Annotated in this window: 15 protein-coding genes; 8 read left to right on the top strand and 7 right to left on the bottom strand. The window is 43.8% G+C overall.

What is annotated here, in order from left to right; translation table 11 throughout:
• Positions 1-185 precede the first annotated feature (185 nt).
• Positions 186-1,886 carry an alkaline phosphatase D family protein gene (locus tag D1814_RS09975; RefSeq protein ID WP_118491863.1) on the top strand — a complete coding sequence of 567 codons (1,701 nt, stop codon included), beginning with the start codon at positions 186-188 and terminating at the stop codon, positions 1,884-1,886.
• 63 nt (positions 1,887-1,949) lie between these two features.
• Here D1814_RS09975 and D1814_RS09970 read toward each other — a convergent pair whose 3' ends face one another.
• Positions 1,950-4,313, bottom strand: a complete 2,364-nt coding sequence (locus D1814_RS09970; protein WP_118491861.1) for a TonB-dependent receptor — start codon at positions 4,311-4,313, stop codon at positions 1,950-1,952.
• Between the two features lie 360 nt (positions 4,314-4,673).
• On the opposite strand from D1814_RS09970, the gene D1814_RS09965 reads away from it, so the two are divergent.
• From D1814_RS09965 to D1814_RS09955, 3 genes are all read left to right on the top strand, one after another.
• Positions 4,674-4,955, top strand: coding sequence for a PepSY domain-containing protein (locus tag D1814_RS09965; protein ID WP_083648659.1), 282 nt, complete (start codon positions 4,674-4,676; stop codon positions 4,953-4,955).
• 809 nt (positions 4,956-5,764) lie between these two features.
• On the top strand, positions 5,765-6,091 hold the full coding sequence (locus D1814_RS09960) for a hypothetical protein (RefSeq protein ID WP_118491859.1): 327 nt from the start codon (positions 5,765-5,767) through the stop codon (positions 6,089-6,091).
• A 587-nt stretch (positions 6,092-6,678) separates the two neighbouring features.
• Complete coding sequence (locus D1814_RS09955; RefSeq protein ID WP_118491857.1) at positions 6,679-7,254, top strand: cytochrome b/b6 domain-containing protein; 576 nt, start codon at positions 6,679-6,681, stop codon at positions 7,252-7,254.
• A 60-nt stretch (positions 7,255-7,314) separates the two neighbouring features.
• Here D1814_RS09955 and D1814_RS09950 read toward each other — a convergent pair whose 3' ends face one another.
• Positions 7,315-7,959 carry a tetratricopeptide repeat protein gene (locus tag D1814_RS09950; protein ID WP_118491855.1) on the bottom strand — a complete coding sequence of 215 codons (645 nt, stop codon included), beginning with the start codon at positions 7,957-7,959 and terminating at the stop codon, positions 7,315-7,317.
• Between the two features lie 162 nt (positions 7,960-8,121).
• Positions 8,122-8,373 carry a TIGR02647 family protein gene (locus D1814_RS09945; RefSeq protein ID WP_118491853.1) on the bottom strand — a complete coding sequence of 84 codons (252 nt, stop codon included), beginning with the start codon at positions 8,371-8,373 and terminating at the stop codon, positions 8,122-8,124.
• A gap of 295 nt (positions 8,374-8,668) precedes the next feature.
• Here D1814_RS09945 and ubiD point away from each other — a divergent pair, with 295 nt between their 5' ends.
• Together ubiD and fre are read left to right on the top strand one after the other, a co-directional pair.
• Positions 8,669-10,135 carry a 4-hydroxy-3-polyprenylbenzoate decarboxylase gene (ubiD, locus tag D1814_RS09940; protein ID WP_118491851.1) on the top strand — a complete coding sequence of 489 codons (1,467 nt, stop codon included), beginning with the start codon at positions 8,669-8,671 and terminating at the stop codon, positions 10,133-10,135.
• 98 nt (positions 10,136-10,233) lie between these two features.
• On the top strand, positions 10,234-10,929 hold the full coding sequence (gene fre / locus D1814_RS09935; protein WP_118491849.1) for an NAD(P)H-flavin reductase: 696 nt from the start codon (positions 10,234-10,236) through the stop codon (positions 10,927-10,929).
• A gap of 58 nt (positions 10,930-10,987) precedes the next feature.
• On the opposite strand, the gene D1814_RS09930 is transcribed toward fre, so the two are convergent.
• A complete protein-coding gene (locus D1814_RS09930; RefSeq protein ID WP_232368858.1) occupies positions 10,988-11,377 on the bottom strand; it encodes a PIN domain nuclease in 390 nt (129 codons plus the stop codon).
• A gap of 50 nt (positions 11,378-11,427) precedes the next feature.
• Entirely contained in the window at positions 11,428-11,649 is a 222-nt protein-coding gene (locus D1814_RS09925; RefSeq protein WP_118491847.1) for an AbrB/MazE/SpoVT family DNA-binding domain-containing protein, read from the bottom strand.
• Positions 11,650-11,829: 180 nt separating this feature from the next.
• Here D1814_RS09925 and D1814_RS09920 point away from each other — a divergent pair, with 180 nt between their 5' ends.
• On the top strand, positions 11,830-13,242 hold the full coding sequence (locus D1814_RS09920) for a M28 family metallopeptidase (protein ID WP_118491845.1): 1,413 nt from the start codon (positions 11,830-11,832) through the stop codon (positions 13,240-13,242).
• 225 nt (positions 13,243-13,467) lie between these two features.
• On the top strand, positions 13,468-14,493 hold the full coding sequence (locus D1814_RS09915; protein WP_118491842.1) for a substrate-binding periplasmic protein: 1,026 nt from the start codon (positions 13,468-13,470) through the stop codon (positions 14,491-14,493).
• Positions 14,494-14,629: 136 nt separating this feature from the next.
• Here the strand turns inward: D1814_RS09915 and D1814_RS19580 are convergent, their stop codons facing one another.
• On the bottom strand, positions 14,630-15,154 hold the full coding sequence (locus tag D1814_RS19580; RefSeq protein WP_232368857.1) for a response regulator: 525 nt from the start codon (positions 15,152-15,154) through the stop codon (positions 14,630-14,632).
• Entirely contained in the window at positions 15,132-17,354 is a 2,223-nt protein-coding gene (locus D1814_RS09910) for an ATP-binding protein (RefSeq protein WP_232368856.1), read from the bottom strand. The genes D1814_RS19580 and D1814_RS09910 overlap by 23 nt, the downstream gene beginning before the upstream one ends.
• Between the last annotated feature and the right edge of the window lie 5 nt (positions 17,355-17,359).

Here is a 17,359-nt window from a genome sequence, read left to right as displayed (position 1 = left end):
TGGTTATTTGCTGCACAGTATAACAGTATTTGCAGTAAAACATTGACTGTTATTATGGATTCTCAGCCTGACATCTCTATGTCACAAACACTCAGTATAAAAATGGGTTTGCGTTTTTGTTGCATGAGCGTTCAACAAAACAATGACATCACCAGTTACCTTACAAACTTATAAAGAGCAGGCATATGGATAGAAGAACGTTTATAAAGCTGTCGTCATTCGCAGGTGCGAGCGTGGCAGTGTCTACAGGGCTAGCGGGCTGCACAGTGAGCAATTCAGCAAATAGCCAACCGCAAACTAAGGCTACCTTTACTCATGGCGTGGCCAGTGGCGACCCGTTAAAAGACGCCGTTATTATTTGGACACGCGCCGTGCCAACAACAGATTCAGGCTCAGGTTTAGCCAAAGCCGATATTTTATGGGAAATGGCGAGCGATGCAGACTTTACTGACATAGTAAGCAGCGGGATAGTTGAAGCGAAAGCAACCCATGACTTTACCGTAAAGGTAGACGTAACAGGCCTTACCCCAGCAAGCCGTTATTTTTACCGGTTTAAAAGCGCTAATAATACAAGCCCTGTGGGCGAAACCCGTACACTGCCTGAAACTGATGTGTCTAACGTTACGTTCGGCATATTTTCTTGCTCCAACTACCCTGCTGGCTTTTTCACGCCCTATATGGAGGCAGCAAAAAACCACAACATCGATTATGTTTTGCACCTTGGTGACTACATTTACGAATACGATGGCAAGGGTTATGCGACTGAGCATGCAAAAGAGATTGGCCGAACTTATGCCCCCGATAACGATACCGAGCTTTATACGCTAACCGACTATCGCAACCGCTATGCGCTATATCGCACGGATGAAGGCTTGTTAGCATTACACCAAAACAAGCCATTTATTGTTGTGTGGGATGACCATGAAATTACTAACGACACCTATAAAGACGGTGCGGAAAATCATCAACTAGATGAAGGCGATTTTTATGAACGCCGTGCTGCCGCCGTTCAAGCTTATTATGAGTGGCTACCCATTCGCCCGCCGTTTGGCACTGAGCGTTTAGAAATTTATCGCCAGTTCACTTTTGGTAAGCTTCTTGATTTATACATGCTCGACACACGGGTTCTTGCCCGCGATAAGCAGCTTGACTACGGCGACTATCGCGATGCTGAAACTAAAGCGTTTGATCAAGCCCGCTTTATGAAAGACATTGGCAACCCGAATCGCGGTCTACTTGGTGAAACCCAACGCAACTGGCTACATTCTTCAATGCAGCAAAGCCAAGCTAAATGGCAGGTGTTAGGCCAGCAGCTATTAATTGGCCGCATGCTTTTCCCTGTATCTATTTTTAACGGTGTTGAACGTAAAGAAATACCTACTCATGTACATAGACTCGCCAATATCAAACGCAAACAAAAGCAAGGCGCCGCACTCAGTGAGCAAGAGCTTGCGCTTATAAATACGGTAATGCCTTATAACTTAGACGCATGGGACGGCTACCCCGTTGAACGGGAGCAGGTTCTGATGCAGTTGAAATCCATCGGCAAGCCAGTTATTGCCCTTGCAGGTGATACACATAACGCATGGCACAATAAGTTAACCCTTAAAGATGGTACAGAAGTGGGCGTTGAGCTTGCTACACCAGGTGTGACATCGCCCGGTATGGAACATTACTTAAGTATGGATGATGAAATGGCAGAAACCCTTGCCGATGACCTTCCGCTTCTTATTGAAGACTTGCAGTACTGTAATCTTCACCAGCGCGGCTTTATGACATTGACCGTTAGCGAAGACAGCGCAACAGCCACTTGGCACTATGTGGATGCGATTTTAACCAAGTCAGGAAAAGTAGTTAATACGCATAGCTATGAGATTACAGCGTAGCAAATGGTATTTACTTAGATTAAGGCGCTTAACCCAGTTAAGCGCCTTAATTTTTAGCTACTTTTAAAACTCATAATAAACACGCACACCGGCAATACGCGGCATACCGCGAACATAGGTAGGAATACCCAAGCCACCACCTGTATTGCCCGCATCAATCAAGAACTCCTTATCAAACAGGTTGTTCACGTAAAACTCGTAGGCAAACTTGCTGTTGTCTTGAAGCAGTTTCACCGATACATCGGTCAGTGAGTAAGTATCTTGAGAAAGGCCAGGGTAATTGCTGCTTTCAAAGAACACTTCTGACTGGAAGCTGGTTAGCCAGTTAACATCAATGTCGAAGTTATTCATGTTGAATACTTTGTTGATGTTGATGGCACCGCTGACTTCTGGCGCTAAGCGAAACTTATTGCCGCCGTACTGGAACTCAGAGCCATCGGCTGTGTTATCTGCGAACTCTGCGTCTAAGAAACCAAGGCTTGCTGTTAGCGTCAGCGTTTCGCTGTAGTTATAGGTAGCCATACCCTCAATACCCGACATTGTCGAATCACCCACCGTTACCGTAATCGACTGTAAGGTTTCTGCATCGGTAAAGCTTTGCTGATAATCGCTGTATTCATAGGTAAAAATGGCACCTGAGAACAGGAAATTGGCGCTTTGGTATTTAACCCCAAGGTCATAGCTGTCTACTATTTCAGGCTTAGTTACATTCACACCACCTGCATTAGCATCAACAACTGGCGAACGGCGGCCTTTGGCGTAGTTTGCATATAAATTCCAGTTGTTGTTCACATCATAACTTACTGCAAAACGCGGCAAGGTATCGTCAAAGTCACGCTCGGCATCGAAAGTAAAAGCACCGTCTGCTGTGGTAAAGGTGTTACGGGTATAACGGGTTTCATCAATGTAGCGTATACCTGCCGTTACATTAATATCGTCGGTCACATAATACGATACCTCAGCAACATAAGAGGCTATGTCTAGATCAGCTTCAAAGATGAATGGCCCTTGTATCAAAATGGGCGGCAGCGCAGGGTTAGAAATAGGTGAGCCATCTGCATTAAATAGCTGCGACACCAATATAGCACGCAGCGCTTCTATTTCCTCTAGCGACGCGTCAGTAGCAATGTTTTGATTAAGCGGAATATTAGAACTAGCCTCTAGCTGTGCTTTTACTGCGTCGTAAGTACCGCGTACAAGTGGGTCTACCATCACATAGTAAGGCAAAATCGATTCGTCTTGAGTAATGGAGGCACCAACAAAAGCTGCCAGCTTATCTCCTGAGTCATACACCAAACGCATTGATGCGCCTTGAAGTGTGGCGTCGTTATCGAAATAAGCATCTTGAATTCTAAGCGCTGAACCGTCTGCATCAAAGCCTTCGCTCACTTCTACATCTTTATAGTAGGCATCGGCGTGTAGGCTAAGCATTTGGTTAAAATCGTAGTTTAGGGTTAAGTCGTAGGCTTGAAGCGTGCGCTCGATACCTAACTCACTGCCCAAGCTGAACTCAGCATCGGTAAAAGGGCTAGTATCTCCGCCGTTTGGTGCGATAGAGCCAGATTTGAAAGCGATGCCCGGCTGATCGTTGTACTCCATTGCTGCACGAGCAATAACTTCAAGCCTTTCATAGCTTGCAAGCCAGGTGGCACGAAGTGCTTGCACCGATACACCTTGCAGATCTTCGCCACTGCACGGCACTTCTTCCCCTAAATGGTTATACATGTTTGCATTACCATAATAAGAATCAGCACTGCAGGCATTGTTTTCTACAATGCCATCCATTTCTCGGTAAAGCCCGGCAATACGAAAACTGTGATTATCATTAATAGGCTGGTTATACATAAACTCAACCTCTCGGCCTTGCTCTGAGTTATAACCAACCTGAACTTTGCCTTCTTGTTCGAAGGTGGGAAGATTAGAATGAATACTTACCGCGCCGTTAGCAGCTGCTACGCCAAACAAGGTCGGCTGCGGGCCTTTTAACACCTCAACGCGAGCAATATCGTAAAGCGCAACACTGGCTACGGTTTTCTTGCTGATATCAAAGCCATCTTGATATACCGAGATGCGAGGCGTTGCCGACACTGACGATACATCGTCAGTCACGCCGCGAATATTAAAAGACGGTAGGCTTACGGCCTGTTCCTGAATTTGAACGTTCGACAATATGCGAGAAAGTTCGTCAAGCTCCATAATGTTAGTGCGCTCTAAGAACTCACTGCCGATTACATCCATAGTAACAGGCACATCCATTAGGGACTGCTCACGCATTTGGGCGGTTACCGTAATTTCTTCTATATAGTCAGTTTCGTTTGCAGTATCAGGCGCTACTTCTTGGGCAATTGCAGCGCTGGATAAAGCAAACGCAATTGTTGTAGCAAGCAAAGAGCGTGAATAAACGGATCTAGGGTACAGAGGACGCATCAAATCATTCCTTTCGTGTGCTTATTGGGTGTTTTGTGTTTTGTGTTTTGTGTTTTGTGTTTTGTGTTTTGTGTTTTGTGTTTTGTGTTTTTTATAAGCATTTCGCCGATAGATTGGCGACATTGCTTACCTTTTAGAATTATCGAAGCACAAGAATGTAGAGCGCCTTTGAGACGGTTCGATGAAGTATCCGTGACAAATGAAAGGCACTTTTGTGACAGATATATTCTATTCGAAAAATCTAAGCTGTGATAAATGGCTATTGCAAAAACGCCCCTTTGAATCAAAGAGCAAACTAAGTACACTCATTCCACGTAGGACAAAAATAACGTTTAACTAAAAAGCAAAATGGAGACTGCAATGAAAAAATTAATGATGGCTACGGCTATTGGCGCTGCCACCCTATTAAGTGCTTGTAGTGCAGAGCATGGTACTACTCAGTGTACTACTGCACCTGAAGCTGAATGGCAAAACCAAGATGCGTTTCAGGCTCAGCTGTTAGCGCAAGGTTACAAAATTAACGAATTTAAAGTAACCGATGGCAATTGTTACGAAATCTACGGTTTTGATAAAGAAGAAAACAAAGTAGAAATTTACTTTAATCCTGTTGATGGCAGCATTGTTAAGAAAGAAATGCATTAAGTGTGCTTTTGCAAGCAATGCATAAATGCTTTTAGGTCTAGTGAAAACGCTGCAAATTAATGCAGCTTTTTTTTATTAAGTAGTTAGCAGCTCGCTATATTAGATTTAATCAGCTTAACCAATTCTTACCTGACCGTCACATTAACCCATTACGTCGACCTGCTTTTCATTAACAAGAGCGCATATTGATTTCTCATCATGTAATTCCCAAGCAGAATTTGAGGCACTCGCATCACTGCCTTTCGGTTGGGAACTTCTAAACTCCAATACGTAAACTAAAGGCACACCGTGCAGAACAGCAGGGAATATCCTGCTCATAAAAAGGTGTTATAGAAAACATTCTTAGCATTCTCAAAGCATAAAAAGCATTTTTGTGACAAGCGAAAGCGAGATGGCTTAAGGAGAAAGTTTACGTGTAAGAGCATTTGACCTAAAGAAATATATTGTTTGAATCATTCATGAAAAGAAACAATATTAAAAAATAAGATTTCAACCTATATAAGCCTGTCACAACTTCTGAAACAGCTGTGTTAAAAGGAGTTAAGCGATTAGATAACTGAGTTAATTTAACTTTTGAAAAAATTATCTCCTGATAACAAATCAACATAAATCATTGACTTTTAAAATCTTATTTCAAGTTGCGAACTTTTTTGACACATCGCAAGAAACAAGAAATAGTTTTTGCGCATACTTTTCATGGCGGCATTGTTTTTAGCCCCCAGCATTAGGATAGCCTTTTGTGCGGTGTGGCGAAATGATGGTAGAGAAGAATGCAATCCAAATGCAAAAATTTTGAATAAGGAATAATTATGAACAGAAATGAAAAACCAAGAGAGCTACAACTAAATGAACTCCATGAGGTAGCGGGCGCCGATATTGCTGGAAATGCCGGTACTGGTGGCGCAATAGGAACTGCTGCTGGTGTAGCATATGGCAGTGCTACCGGTGCAGGTTCAGCTGCTACAGTAGCCTATGGAGCGGGAGCGGGCGTAATTGGCGCGGCCATTGGCGCGAGTTTTGGTATTGGATGGGCGATAGGTTCAGGCATTAATAGTGCTTACAGCGGAGCGAGCAGCTACTTTGGTGGAAGTGGCTCTCTAGGTGGCGATCTCTATACGTTTTTCAATGATGTGTAAGCATCAGAGATAAAAGGTGAAAACAATGGCCTGCTTTTTCTATAGCAGGCTGTTTACTATAAGGTTAATTTTTAGGGAAGAGAGGATTACATATGACCTATACGCATTTTTTCAAATTACTTGCATTCCTTGTTTTATCTATTTCAATTTTTGCTTATTTGCAATCTTACATCGAGGAAGGTGCCCTCATCTCATATCTAGGGTTGACAGTGATATTCTTCGCCTTATCAACGCGTCCGATAGCGCTTGATAAGAACTTTTTTGGGCAATTCAGGAGCGACAGATTTACCTACTATTGCTCTTGTGGATTATTAATGTTGTTTTTTGGTCAGATGTTTTAAAAGCGCCGTTATTGGAGAGTAATTAGCGTTGCTGTGCAGATTAATCGCCATACAAGGAAGTTGTGCATAATTAAATGAAGAACATTACGCTACAAGCTGTTAGCTCAGATTCAAGTCTGTAATGAAAAATAAACACTAATCATCCAAAATTTTAAGTGTCGGTAGGATTTCCGACTAGCGCTTGTTTCGACTAAGAGATTTTGCGTAACATTCCTTATGATTTTTTCATAGTGAGTATGCCACTTCATGAATAGCGCTAAATTTTCATATTCGCACGATAGCATTTATATTTGGGATAGGGTTGTTCGACTGTGTCACTGGGGCATTGTTACCGCGTTTACAGTTAATTACTTTATTGCAGAGCCTGGCCGCCTCGTCCATGAAATCATGGGTTACGCGGCAATGGGGCTTCTGACTCTTCGTATCGCTTGGGGAATAAGACGCAGAAATAGTAAGAGTGAAAATAGCGATACAGATTTTCACGCAAGCTTTTCCACCATTTCGCTAAGTAAACACACCTTCAAAACACATATAAGCCATTTGAAGCGAAAGCAACTGCCTGCTAATCACGGCCACAATCCTTTTGGTTGGCTTATGTTCATGGTGGTTATTGCCCTTTTGTTTGGATTAGGCATTACCGGTTTTATGATGGAAGAAATAGATGCCCTTTTTGGCAACAGTTTGCTGGAGTGGACGCACAGTATAATGGCGGATGTGCTATATGGGTGTGTGATAGTGCACATCGCAGCGGTGTTTATTGTGCAATATGTGGGTAATATTCAACTGGTTCGCCCCATGCTTACAGGCTGGCGAAAGCGTTAGGTGGTTGCAGGACCTCTAGGGCCACCTTCCCTTGCTATGTGGTAACCGCTTATTGCTGCTTCAGCTATCCAGCGGGCGCTTAGCCTCGCGCACTGCTTTTGGGTGCATTAGCTTTTCTAAGCGAGCCAAGTAAGACGAGATTTGCTGATGCTGTTTTTTATCGTTAGTCACCGAGTTATAAAGCCAGTGGTATGCGTCTTCATAATCGTAAGGACTGCCATAACCGTCCAAAAACAACTCAACCAAGTGAATTTGCGCTTTTAGGTTTTTAAGCGCGGCGGCTTCACGTAAATACACTACGGCGCGAGATTTATCCTGCTGCACAAGCGTGCCCTTTGCATAGTAACGCCCCAATTGCTCGAGTGCCGCAGGTAAACCTTGATTCGCAGCATCTTCCATATAACCAATACCACGAGCAGGTTCAGCATCTACGCATACCCCCCACGCAAGCATATCGCCCCATAAAAATTGATAGGCTGGAATTTTTAACACATCAGCGCGAGCTTCAATGTCTTGAACAAGCTGACATCTGTCTTCTACCACTTTATCTAAGTGAGTATTAGCGTTAATCATGTCGATGAGCGCATCTTGGCTGTATAGCTGAACCGCACGAAGCTCTTCTATCGTCTCCCCCTCAAGCGCATGAGCAGAAAACCCTGTTACGGAAGCACAGATTAATAAAGCGGTAGATATAATTCGTTTCATAGCTAAGCAATAAATGTTGATAACACAAACTTAGTTTAGTTATCGACCTAGTATAGATTAACTTAACTAAGACGTACTTTTCTTTACGCAAATTATCGTAAACGACCAAAGTCTTTTTCACTTTGGCCTATCGAATAAAAAGTACAGCGAGAGACGCCTGGGCTAATGACTACTTTTTCGCGGGCACATGGCGGATTGGATATGACGGGCGTGGTCGGCTAAATCGATACCTAAATCAGTTAAGTAACCGCCGTCAGGTTGTGTAATTAAACCTTTCGAGTACAGCCTAGACGCTGCGTTCACCATGCTTTGACTGGCATCGTGATGGATTTTCAACCCCTGAAGCAGACTGTCTGCAGGAAACTTCAGTAGCAAATTTAACTCGTCTAGCATGTCCTGATCGAATGAACTCATGTAACCACCTTAGGCAAAAAAGGGTTATTAAGGTTTTAATACGCGCATGGCTGCAGCGTGTTATCGCAAAGCACTAATATAAAGGGGCTATAGTAAGAAACCGCACGCCGTGCGCTATTGGCCCCTAATTGTTAAATTTTATAACCTATTGCTATATCACACCTAAATGGGGCCACTGTAAAGATTAATTTGTCTGTAGAACGTTTAATGTTGGTTTCACACCGCTTACTGATCGGACTTTGCCCTAAAATGGTATATTCTTGCCATAAATAACGTGTGTGGATACGCCAAACAGATGAAGTACAAAGATTTACGCGACTTTATTCGCCAGCTTGAAGCAAAAGGCGAGTTAGTACGCATCAGCCAGCCCATTGATACCGACCTTGAAATGACAGAAATTGCCGATAGGACTTTGCGTGCTGGCGGCCCTGCTCTGTTGTTTGAAAACCCTAAAAACCACGATATGCCGGTACTGGCCAATTTATTTGGTACGCCAGAGCGCGTAGCGATGGGCATGGGGCAAGACTCTGTTGAAGCACTACGTGAAGTGGGAAAACTGCTGGCTTACTTAAAAGAACCAGAGCCGCCAAAAGGGCTTAAAGATCTTTGGGAAAAGTTACCTGTATTTAAGCAGGTCCTGAACATGCCCGCTAAAGTGTTGAGAAAAGCACCTTGTCAGGAAGTTGTGCTTACCGGTGACGATGTAGACTTATCAAAAATTCCTGTGCAGCGCTGCTGGCCGGGTGACGCTGCGCCTTTGGTAACCTGGGGATTAAGCGTTACGAAAGGGCCGCATAAGAAGCGCCAGAATTTGGGTATTTATCGTCAGCAGGTTATTGGCAAAAACAAACTCATTATGCGCTGGCTATCACACCGTGGCGGCGCCCTTGATTTTCGCGAGTGGTGTCAAACGCATCCGGGTGAACCCTACCCTGTGTCTGTGGCCCTTGGCGCAGATCCAGCCACTATACTAGGCGCTGTTACTCCTGTTCCAGATACCCTTTCAGAATATGCTTTTGCAGGCCTACTACGCGGTGATAAAACCGAAGTGGTTAAGTCTATCAGTAACGATTTGCAAGTTCCTGCCAGCGCCGAGATTGTGCTTGAAGGCTATATTGCTCAGGATGAAACTGCGCCCGAAGGCCCTTATGGCGATCACACCGGGTATTACAATGAAGTCGACGACTTCCCTGTATTTACCGTTACCCATATAACCCATCGCAAAGACCCTATTTATCATTCTACCTATACGGGCCGTCCACCCGATGAGCCAGCCATTTTGGGTGTCGCTTTAAACGAAGTGTTTGTGCCGATTTTGCAAAAGCAGTTCCCTGAAATTGTCGACTTCTATTTGCCACCGGAAGGCTGTTCTTATCGTATGGCGGTAGTTACCATGAAGAAACAGTACCCGGGTCACGCTAAACGAGTGATGATGGGCGTGTGGTCTTTCTTACGACAGTTCATGTACACGAAATTTGTGATAGTGTGCGATGACGACGTTAACGCGCGCGACTGGAACGATGTTATCTGGGCTATCACTACCCGTATGGACCCAGCCCGCGATACGGTTATGATAGAGAATACACCTATCGATTACTTGGACTTTGCGTCACCGGTTTCAGGGCTAGGTTCGAAAATGGGTATGGACGCGACAAACAAGATGCAGGGCGAAACCGACCGTGAATGGGGCGTGCCTATTGTGATGGACGAAGACGTTAAAAAACGCATTGATGATATTTGGGACAGTCTTGGTATTATGTAGCGGCTCGATGTAGCGCTATTAACGAGTATTAAAGCGTGCGCTTCTTTGAAAGCGTATGTAAAGGCGACACGCTAAGCAAGAAGGTTTAAAGAGAATACATGTCAGAGATTAAGTGTAAGGTTGCAAGCATCACGCCTTTAACCGAAGTGGTACAAAAAGTTGAATTAACGCCAGAAAGCCCTGTTGAGTTTAAGGCCGGTCAGTACGCTATGGTGGTAATGGGCGAAAAAGATATGCGCCCATTTTCTATTGCCAATGCCGCGTTTGATAATAGCCGCATTGAATTACACATTGGTGCCGAGCCTGGCAACAGCTACGCCGGTGAAGTGCTTGAGCGCATGCGTGCAGATGGTGAAATTACCGTAAATGTAGGTAATGGCAATGCCTTTTTGCAAAGCAATGGCCTGCCTATGGTGCTTATTGCTGGTGGTACAGGCTTTTCGTATACCTACTCAATTTTGCAAGAGCATCTTAATAGCGGTGACAAAACACCACTTACCCTTTATTGGGGCGGAAAGCATGCGGCTGATTTGTATTTAGCCGATGAGCTAACAGCGCTTGCTGAAGCAAATGAGCACTTCACTTTTGTGCCGGTTGTTGAGTTTGCATGTGACGAGTGGAAAGGCAGAACGGGCTGGGTGCATCACGCAGTAATGGCTGATCACGCTGACTTTGCGAACGTTCAGGTTTATGTGGCAGGTCGCTTTGAAATGGCTAAAGTTGTGCGCGACGATTTTACTCAGCGCGGCTTAAAAGTTGAGAACTTGTTTGGCGACGCGTTCGCGTTTATTTAAGCCAATTACATAAGGGCTTGTTAGAACCTATCGCCATCGAATCGTCGTTGGCGTTTTATTATGGATATTGAGGATCAGTCATACCGTCAATCTCCTGAGCCGCCTTGTCAAAGGTAAACACGTTTGTAAGGTTTAGCTTATATAGCTGCGCGTGACGTTTGGCTTTATTAATAATGAGAACATCTGGGAAATCTGCTTGCTTGGTTTTTCCGCCTGCTTTTATAGGCTTAGCATTGGTAAAATCTTTCAGTGCGGCCCACACAGCCTGATTATCCTCAAACACAATATTTGGCTCGGCAAATAGTGCATGAATAACCTGAATAATTTTCTCTTTATTTAAGCTGTAGCGCTTACCTTTTAGCGTCCAGATGGTTTCAATTAATACCACATCTGTAATCAATACTGTTTCAGAAGACAAAATCAATTTGTTTGCTTGCTTAGCTTGCATTTCCTCGTCTTGAAGTAGTTAGCGGAGCAAGATATTCGTATCTATAGCTATCATTTTTCTAACGCGCTATGGAGCGACGCCTCATCACTGAAGCTGTGATTAACAGTGATATTTTTCAAAATTCCTTTTGCCGCGCCAGTTTGTTTTTTCACAATAGAAATAACACCTTGACGATCAACAAAGCTTTCAACATCATCGCCCGCATGGATATTTGCAATGCTACACAACTCTGCGGGTAGCGTTATCTGCCGTTTCATACTAACTTTAGCCATGGTTATTTAATCTCCACACCTCTCAACTGTTCATTTATCATACTACCATCTTTACTTTTTTCAGAAAGTAAAGAATAGATAGTTTTAAGCTTGCGACAGTTGGCTAGTTTAAACCGTTTACTCCAATTGTAGCCAAGCCACGTATTGGTTATGGTGAAAAGATAAATACTGGAGAGAACAATGATAAAAAACCTATCCGCACTCGCTAACATCAGCGCCAAAATAAGAACAAATAGTTTGCTGGCCTCAGCCATTTTGTTAAGTAGCACTGCATCTTTCGCTGCTTTCGCGCAAAGCGAACAGCAGCAAGTACTTTACGATATTGCCAAAAATGTCTCCGCCGAAAACATTGAAAAAGACATTACTAAACTGGTCAATTTTGGTACTCGCCATACCCTTTCTGAAACCGAGTCTGATACCCGTGGTATAGGTGCTGCGCGTCGTTGGATTAAATCTGAATTTGATAAAATTTCAGCCGAGTGCGGTGGCTGCTTAGAAGTGTACTATCAGTCCGAAGTTATTAGTGGTGAGAAACGTATTCCAGATCCAGTAGAAGTGGTTAGCGTTATCGCTATTCAGCGCGGTACTACCGACCCTGACCGCTATGTAATCATGTCAGGCGATATTGATTCACGGGTGTCTGATGTAATGGATTTTACCTCTGATTCACCGGGTGCCAACGACAACGCCTCTGGTGTTGCAGGTACTCTTGAAGCAGCACGAGTATTATCAAAGTATAAATTTAACGGCAGTATCGTGTATGCCGCGTTATCTGGCGAAGAGCAAGGACTTTTCGGCGGACGTATTATGGCAAACCAAGCCAAAAAAGACGGCTGGAGAATTAAAGCCGTGCTCAATAACGACATGATAGGCAATATTGAAGGCGTAAACGGCGTGATCAACAACACCACCGCTCGCTTATTTGCCGAAGGAACACGCGTAACCGAAACGGAAAAAGAAGCGCGCATGCGCCGTTTCACCGGCGGTGAAGTAGATTCACCAAGCCGAAACCTTGCTCGCTATATTGATAAAATCGCGGATAAGTACATTGAGAATTTAGACACTATGGTGATTTATCGCCTAGACCGCTTTGGCCGCGGTGGTCACCATCGCCCGTTTAACGACTTGGGCTATCCGGGTATTCGTATTATGGAAACTAACGAAAACTACACCCGTCAGCACCAAGACCTTCGCGTAGAAGATGGCATTGCCTATGGCGATACCTTAGATGGTGTTAACTTTGACTACGCAGCTAAGCTTACCGGTCTAAACGCTGTTTCTCTTGCAGCAATGGCGTGGGCACCTAACCCACCTGCAAATGTACAAATTGCCGGTGCGGTTCAGCCTTCAACCTTTCTAAAGTGGGATGCATTAGATGCAAAACAAAACCCACAGCTTAAAGGTTACAAAGTTTATTGGCGTCATACCGATGCACCGCAGTGGGAATACAGTAAATATGTGGGCAATGTGACCGAAGCCATGCTTGAAAACGTGGTTATCGACAACTACTTTTTTGGTGTTGCCAGCGTGAATGAAGACGGCGTTGAAAGCGTGGTAGTATATCCAGGCCCAGCGGGAAGCTTCGGCGAATAACGCTTTTAGCCTCTGCTAACAGTCGTGACAGTAAGCCGCTACTAAAACAGGCTTATTGTCACGAGGTACATTGATATAAACTAGCCTTACACATATTACACATACTGCACAAAATACTGATGCGACTTACATTTTGTTAATTTAAGCCAATGCGTGTTTATTGGAATTAAGTGACTAACTACATTACAGTGTAGTAAATGCATGACGGCAGTTCGGAGTTCACTTTTGGTAAGATTCAGCGCGTTTTCGCTCTCTTTTTTCACTCGACGCCTTTCCTTTTTAGGTATAAGCCTAGCCCTTTGTTTAGTTAACACTTCGCCATTACATGCCGCCCCCACGACCTTGGGTGCCGCTACCTTTGAAACTTATATCAGCGATGATGGCGAGCCTGCTCGTATTAATGCTCTGCTTGAAAAGGTGTTTGCAAAGGCGGGGTTAGATATTCAACTTCAGGTTATGCGGCGAGCCTTTTTAGGCAGTTCTGTACTGACGGGGAAACTAGACGGTGAATTCGCCTATGTAAACTTAGGCGAGGACAGTAGCAACTATATACTCTCCGATATCTACTTGCCTGTGTACCTTTACGCTTTGAGTAAAGAGGCTGACGTTGAAGACGTTAAATTGTTTCCTCATTTGAAAGGCAATCGCGTTGCCATTGAAAACCGCTTTGCTAACACCCCCTCGTTCAGACTACTTAAAGATATAAAGTGGTCGCGTAACCCCACTACGTTTGATGCCTTTCGCCAACTTGCCGATGATAGAGCGCCTTACTTAATTACCACTCAGCTTCTCGCGCGAGAGCTAAACATATTGCTAGCTAACGATAACGAAGAAACCCTGCACTTTTCAGCAAAGCCTTTAGCAAAAACAGGTTTTCAAATAGCGATAAGTAAGAATGTCGCGAGTGCGCAAAGCATTATTGCGAAATTTAACCAAGCCGTATCGACGTTGCAAAATAACGGTGAACTTAATCAGCCTCTCGCTTTGGCTTGGCTAACCAAGGATGTAGATGGCGATGGTGTTGGCGACTTTATCGGGCACAGCAGTATTACTACAACCACTGACTTGCTAGACACTGCTTATTCCCTTGACGCTAAGCCTACCTCTGACAGCAGCATGTTTTATGTTGACGGTGAGCGTTATGCATCGTTAGAAGATGCTCGTGCGGCTCTTCCTATTAAAGAAAGCACATCGCCCCGCCCGTCGCTTTTAGATAAAACTATCTATAAACAGCTGCTTCGCCGCTGGTAAGGTAAATTTTTAAGCCTAGTACAAACTTTACAACACTGTTTGGCCAAGGCAGACCTAAAGTTCTGTCTTGTGGATGGGTATTGATGTGTACCTGTTATTCCGCGCACTGCAGTTATACAGGCGCGGTTTTCAAATATTAGAGAGACGTTTCTGGTAAATACATTTCCAAAATTGTCAGTAGCTCTTCTCCATCAACCGGCTTAGATACATAGTTGTTAAAGCCTGCCTTAAGCGCTTTTACTCTGTCTGACGTGTAAGCATAAGCCGTTAGCGCTACCGCATTTAAATTAGCAACTTCTGGGTTTTCGCTTGAACGTATTTTCGTAATTAACCCTAACCCGTCCATTTCCGGCATACCGATATCCGACAGCAGTAGATCGAAGGCTTCTGGCATATCGTTTAGCTCTTTCCAAGCGAGCAAACCGTTTTTAACTACGTTAACGCGCGCTCCGTTAGATTCCAAAAATAGCTTTATAAAATCTCGCGCGTCCCGCTCGTCTTCTGCCACTAATATTCGTAGACCGCTTAGACGCAAAGACTCAGTTAAATCACTGATTTCACTATTTTTGGTTTCGATTATTTCATCATGCAAGCTAAGTGGCGCGATAGGCAGGGTAACGTAGAACGTAGTGCCCGTATTAGGGCCCATCGCTTTCTGCATGAATTTCACCACCATGCATTTCCACCAAGCTTTTAACAATAGATAAACCTAACCCAAGACCAATTTTATTGTGAGAATCTTTACCTTGATAGAAGCGCTCGAACACGTGTGATATTTGCTCGCGAGTCATTCCTTTTCCGTTGTCTTTCACGCGAAACAGGTAGTTTGAATGCTCTCTTTTACCACGCACATGCACAGTACCGCCTTTTGACGTGAATTTAAGTGCATTGCTTAATAAGTTATTTATGACCTGCTTTATACGTAAATTATCGCCTAATATCTGAGTATGTTCGTCTTCGCAATTAATTGAGAGTTGAATATTCTTACTAGCAAAGCCTGCTTCAAATGATTTAGCTACTTCGGAAATAGAAGAGGCAATATTTAGCGAATGGGTACTCAATTTCATGGTACCTGAAATAATTCGAGACAAATCTAAGATGTCGTTTATCAAGGCGGCTTGAGTAGACGCGGCGCGTTTAATTACCCCAAGCGCGTCTTTCATTCTATCTACGTTCCCCACATCCATAAGGGCTAAATCTGTCCAACCTACGATAGAGTTAAGTGGAGAGCGAAGCTCATGCGAAATACTTGCAAGAAACTGGTCTTTGGCTTTGTCTAATTCTTCTAGCTTACTGATTTGTTGATCTGAAGAGGCTTTAAGACTTAGGGCATAAGGGATAAACAAATGATCAAAACCTTCAATAATTAGCTTATCATCTTCGCTCCACTCTACCGATTCATCAGCCACGCTCTGTAGGTACAAATCAAAAGAGTTACGGGGGGTTAGTGACTTACCTACATCCTTTTTAGCCGCGTCTCGGCCTGCCCAGCGAATTGTTCTGTCTTTTTGCTCTCTAAACCAAACCGTATAGTATCCAAGCTTCGCAGATACGCAGGATATATACATACCACGAATACCATTGAGGTCGCATTGTAGCGATGCTTTATCAGCCAGCTTATTAATAGCAATTGATTCTTCAGAATTTGTAATGACGAACTTATCGAGCAATCGCGTTAATGTTTGTTCAGAGGGCGTCCTACCTACAAGGTACTTATCTACAGGAGTAATAACCGCCATACCGCAAGCGTTGGCGACATTCAAAAGACCTTTTTCTTTTTGGGTTATCGCCTCTAGCGGGTTAGAAAAGCCAGTAAGCTGATGAATAATAGTGTTTAGCTTGCGCTGGCGAATTTGAAACTGTTCTTTCTTTTCATGCAGGGCTTTAGTGTGGAGCTGCCATGCATAAAGATGACCGAGAGATTCGCATACTAGACGCTTTTTCTGGTCGATATATTTAGGTTCATTATTGTGACAAGTAATTAATCCCCAAAGCTTGCCTTCAAACACAAGTGATACTGAAAATGATGAGCGTACACCCATATTTTTTAAGTAAGTAATATGCATTGGCGACACTGAGCGAACCATAGACATGGATAAATCCAGAGGTGGTCGTTCTGATTCCTGCACAGTAGGCTTTAAGGCAATAGGGTTTTGCTCAACGTCAAATACACAACGTACGCGATTTTTTAAATACAGCGCTCGGGCTTGACTAGGAATATCAGATGCAGGAAATTTTAAGCCTTTAAATGAACGTGACGCAGGCAATTTTGCTTCGCCAATGACTTCCCCACTATAGGTTTTATCGAACTGATAAACCATTACAGAATCAAAACCTATATAGCGCTTAAACACGTTCGCAATGGCATCTGCAACATCATAAATAGAGTCGCACCCATCTACATCGGGAAGTAATGTGCGAATATCAACGTCCATAGGTACCCATTGCTGGGCTGCTTCATAGCTAAGCTGCGGGGTGGGCTCTAGTTCAATAACAAGTAAGCCGTTTGAATCGAATGCTACACCGCTGCCTTCTTTTTCCCAATTGTCTAAACAAAGCGCGTTCTCAGCAAATTTCCATTGATATGCACGGCGTGTGTTTCCACCTTTTACGCTTTGATAGATACTTTGAAAGGTGGGAGCATCATCAGATGGCGTATCGATGAGCTCAGTAATAAGTGTCTCACCCGCTTTGATACTTACTTTAAATAGCTCATTAATGTTTTCACTAACTACCTGAATTTTTTTAGTTTCAGGGTCAACCGCTATAACATAGCCAAAGCTTTGAACGCTTTCGATTAAGTGAATGGCTTCATCTTCACAGTTTTGCAGTGAAGGCTGTGAGTACTGATCTGGTTGCATTAATT

Source organism: Alteromonas sp. BL110, assembly GCF_003443615.1.
Taxonomy (GTDB): domain Bacteria; phylum Pseudomonadota; class Gammaproteobacteria; order Enterobacterales; family Alteromonadaceae; genus Alteromonas.
This window is presented reverse-complemented; position numbering and strand designations above follow the sequence as displayed.

What these genes read in the sequence shown, in the direction of transcription:
- D1814_RS09975 (WP_118491863.1), top strand. Translation starts at nt 186, where the DNA reads ATGGATAGAAGAACGTTTATAAAGCTGTCGTCATTCGCAGGTGCGAGC.
- D1814_RS09970 (WP_118491861.1), bottom strand. Translation starts at nt 4,313, where the DNA reads ATGCGTCCTCTGTACCCTAGATCCGTTTATTCACGCTCTTTGCTTGCT.
- D1814_RS09965 (WP_083648659.1), top strand. Translation starts at nt 4,674, where the DNA reads ATGAAAAAATTAATGATGGCTACGGCTATTGGCGCTGCCACCCTATTA.
- D1814_RS09960 (WP_118491859.1), top strand. Translation starts at nt 5,765, where the DNA reads ATGAACAGAAATGAAAAACCAAGAGAGCTACAACTAAATGAACTCCAT.
- D1814_RS09955 (WP_118491857.1), top strand. Translation starts at nt 6,679, where the DNA reads ATGAATAGCGCTAAATTTTCATATTCGCACGATAGCATTTATATTTGG.
- D1814_RS09950 (WP_118491855.1), bottom strand. Translation starts at nt 7,959, where the DNA reads ATGAAACGAATTATATCTACCGCTTTATTAATCTGTGCTTCCGTAACA.
- D1814_RS09945 (WP_118491853.1), bottom strand. Translation starts at nt 8,373, where the DNA reads ATGAGTTCATTCGATCAGGACATGCTAGACGAGTTAAATTTGCTACTG.
- ubiD (WP_118491851.1), top strand. Translation starts at nt 8,669, where the DNA reads ATGAAGTACAAAGATTTACGCGACTTTATTCGCCAGCTTGAAGCAAAA.
- fre (WP_118491849.1), top strand. Translation starts at nt 10,234, where the DNA reads ATGTCAGAGATTAAGTGTAAGGTTGCAAGCATCACGCCTTTAACCGAA.
- D1814_RS09930 (WP_232368858.1), bottom strand. Translation starts at nt 11,377, where the DNA reads ATGCAAGCTAAGCAAGCAAACAAATTGATTTTGTCTTCTGAAACAGTA.
- D1814_RS09925 (WP_118491847.1), bottom strand. Translation starts at nt 11,649, where the DNA reads ATGGCTAAAGTTAGTATGAAACGGCAGATAACGCTACCCGCAGAGTTG.
- D1814_RS09920 (WP_118491845.1), top strand. Translation starts at nt 11,830, where the DNA reads ATGATAAAAAACCTATCCGCACTCGCTAACATCAGCGCCAAAATAAGA.
- D1814_RS19580 (WP_232368857.1), bottom strand. Translation starts at nt 15,154, where the DNA reads ATGCAGAAAGCGATGGGCCCTAATACGGGCACTACGTTCTACGTTACC.
- D1814_RS09910 (WP_232368856.1), bottom strand. Translation starts at nt 17,354, where the DNA reads ATGCAACCAGATCAGTACTCACAGCCTTCACTGCAAAACTGTGAAGAT.